Genomic DNA, 2,834 nt, shown 5'->3' with positions numbered 1-2,834 from the left:
TTCTGCGCCTCGGCCTTGCGGCCATTGGCGATCAGCACCTGCAGGGCCGGCCCGCCGATCTGGGCATGGCGCGATTCGTCGGTCTGGATGCTCGAAATCAGGCTGGCGAAAGTGAAGTCGCCGGTTTCCGCCGCGTCGGCGGCGAGACCGAGGAACTGCATGTTGGTGAAGCCGGTCTCGAAGGCGAAGGTCAGCATGACGGCGATGTCGGTGGCGCTGCGCGCCATGAACAGGTCGTCGAACGCATGGCGCGCCGCGATCGCCGCCCATTCATTGGTATGGTAGGCCTTGTGCGCCCAGTCGAACTGCCGGTCCTTCGAGACGTATTCGTGCGGGAAGAACAGCTGGATCTGCGCGTGGCGGTTCTCGTCCATCATGCCGAAGGTCGCCATGTTGCGCATGCCCGGCGCCTGGCCGAAACGCACCATGCGCGCCTCGGCGCTCATGGCGGCATATTCGCCGAGCGCGATGGCGCCGTAATGCGACTTGAGGATCGAGAGCCAGCCCGGATCGGAATTTTCGAAAATGCGGCTGCGCTCAAGCGCCGCCTTCACCGAATAAGCGCCGGCGTCCTTTTCGCGCTGGATGCGCACATATTCGGGATAGGAGGTCTTGTACGGCTCGTCATAGACTTCCCATTTCGCCATAGGCACGCCTTGCGCGCCGGTCATGAGGTCCGGAAAAAGCTCCGACTCGGAGACATATCTGGGCGTCCAGTTGGTGGTGCGAGCGATGTCGTACCATTCGGCGCGGTCAAGCAATGCCATGACGTTTCCCTGCAATCGATGTTGTTGGCGGCGCGCATTTGCTGCGCTTCACGCGGATACAGTCGCAAGGTTGGCGCCAGTAGTCTCAAAGACGAAATCGCTGCACTGCAACAAGTGGGCAAAAGGTATATTTTTTCTGGGAGACGCGCTGTTTTAAAAATGTCCGTTGCTGCAGCGCAAAACTTAGCCGTTGGCGAAACTGGATGGTTTGATCAAATTGGATTTGGCCCTGCGGCGGACGAAATTAATCAAATGATGAAACGCGAATCAGGACGTTTTTTTTGCAGAATACGGGTGGGAAACGCGGGCAATGAAAAGCCCCGCCGCTGGTGAGCGGCGGGGCGTTCTTGACCATGTTCGCGCTGTTCGTTTGGCGCTCAGAAATGATAGCCGACGCCGCCGGTGAGGATCGTCGGATTGAGACGTACCTCTGCCGCTACCGGCGCTCCGAGGGCGTTGCCTGTGGCCGTCACGTCCAGGAACAAATATTTCGCGTCGAAGAACAGGTACCAGTTTCGGTTGACGAAATAGTCGAAACCACCCTCAACCGCCCAGCCGGCCTGACTTCCAACGCCGAGATTGTGGACGGCCGCGTCTTGCGTGCTGAAGATGATCGCCTCGACGAAGCCAATGCCGACATAGGGCTGGAAAGCTCCAAAATACGTGGCGTGATAGTCGATGGAGAGGACGGCGGGACCGTAGGTCGCCTGGCCGAGCTTTCCAAACGGGGCGAGCGTTCCGGCCCCGGTCAGCGACGAGGTGGGCGGATAGCCGCCCGTCAACTGCACCGAAAAGCTGTCATTGAGATAATATCCGAACTCGAAGATCGCCGTGACGTTATTGCTGGCATGTGCTGAAGCGCCGGGAAGCGCGACGCCGCCAAGGGCCAAATTGGCGCTGGAATCGAACAGGACGCCGCCGACGCCGAGCTTGACGAACCAGGGCGGGGTAGATTCGACGACCGGTGCGGCGAGGGGCTCTTTGACAGCAGGAAGATCGGCAGCCTGCGCGGCGCCCGCGAAAACCGCGGCAATCGCTCCCACACTGATCAACGTCGTTATCTTTTCGATTTTCATCCATCTCCCCTTTTTTAGTTCATAATGTGGGCGTTGACGCCGCTTCAAGAGCCGTGACCCTGTCCGCCCGGCAGCAAGGTTTGCGCCAGCAAACTCGAAACGCATGTATTTGCGGTGCAACAACTTGGCAGAAGCGCTGTTTTGAAGGTGATTGGGGGGCGCCTCCAGTTTCGGCGCAGCAAATTTGCCGCGGCGCCGCTGGATGGTTTGATCAAATTTCTGTGATCATGCTTCGCGCGAAATTCATCAAATGATTAAACGTCCCGCCCCAGCTTTACGCCAAATAGAAGGCCGCCTGCGAAGTTATGCCGCCTTCCAGGCCTTTCCTTTTTGTCGTCGGATCGATGCTGGAACCACGGCGGCTGGCAAGACGGGTCCGCGGAGCCAATTGCCTGTGAACGTCGTTGGTCTCAGCGAGGCGCCGGCTGCTCGAAGTGAATTGAATGACCGACCTGCATGGCGACCGGAGTCAGCCAAACCAGCGGGGCGCGCCGCTTCGTTCTTTGAAGAGGTTGGATAGGAGTCTGCCTGCGGGATAATGGGGCGCGCCACCCCGGCTATGCCGTCAGCCAAGGCATTCGAAAGCGCATCGAGGAAGCCTTTGGCTGCCTAAATCAGGACGTTTTTCAGCAGCCTGCCGGGCGTCTTACTGCTGGAGCTCCGCGGCCGCCTCGGATGGGGCCACGGTGACGGAGTGAATGTCGCCACCGAAATGGGCCTGCACCAACGCATGGGTATCGTGAAATATCCGGATCTCGGTCAATTTCCCGTTCATGATCCTGAACAGATGAATCCATTCTTCTTCGAAGGGATCGCCCGTTCCCCTCGAACGACTAATCGAACTGCCGAGCACAGCGACGAAATCGGGACCGCCGAAAAATTCACGCGGCTGGTAGCAATCGGTATCGATGTTCGCGGCCAATTCGCGGAAAAACGACCGGACTCCGTCGATGCCCCTGCGTTCCCCACCGAACGAAAGGAGCGCGGGGTC

3 protein-coding genes and 1 pseudogene are annotated in these 2,834 nt (G+C 59.1%); 1 reads left to right on the top strand and 3 read right to left on the bottom strand.

Annotated elements, in window-relative coordinates:
• Positions 1-767, bottom strand: a pseudogene (locus ACLP2E_RS16850) (toluene monooxygenase); the annotation flags it as partial.
• A gap of 18 nt (positions 768-785) precedes the next feature.
• On the opposite strand from ACLP2E_RS16850, the gene ACLP2E_RS16845 reads away from it, so the two are divergent.
• Positions 786-1,100: a hypothetical protein gene (locus tag ACLP2E_RS16845; protein ID WP_442466587.1), complete on the top strand. Its 315-nt coding sequence runs from the start codon at positions 786-788 to the stop codon at positions 1,098-1,100.
• 44 nt (positions 1,101-1,144) lie between these two features.
• Here the strand turns inward: ACLP2E_RS16845 and ACLP2E_RS16840 are convergent, their stop codons facing one another.
• Positions 1,145-1,966, bottom strand: coding sequence for an OmpW/AlkL family protein (locus ACLP2E_RS16840; protein ID WP_442466586.1), 822 nt, complete (start codon positions 1,964-1,966; stop codon positions 1,145-1,147).
• A 523-nt stretch (positions 1,967-2,489) separates the two neighbouring features.
• Positions 2,490-2,834 (bottom strand): nuclear transport factor 2 family protein (locus ACLP2E_RS16835; protein WP_442466585.1); only part of this gene is annotated, 345 nt, incomplete at its 5' end.

Source organism: Rhodoblastus sp. (assembly GCF_052145335.1).
In the GTDB taxonomy this organism is placed as follows: Bacteria; Pseudomonadota; Alphaproteobacteria; order Rhizobiales; family Beijerinckiaceae; genus Rhodoblastus.
This window is presented reverse-complemented; position numbering and strand designations above follow the sequence as displayed.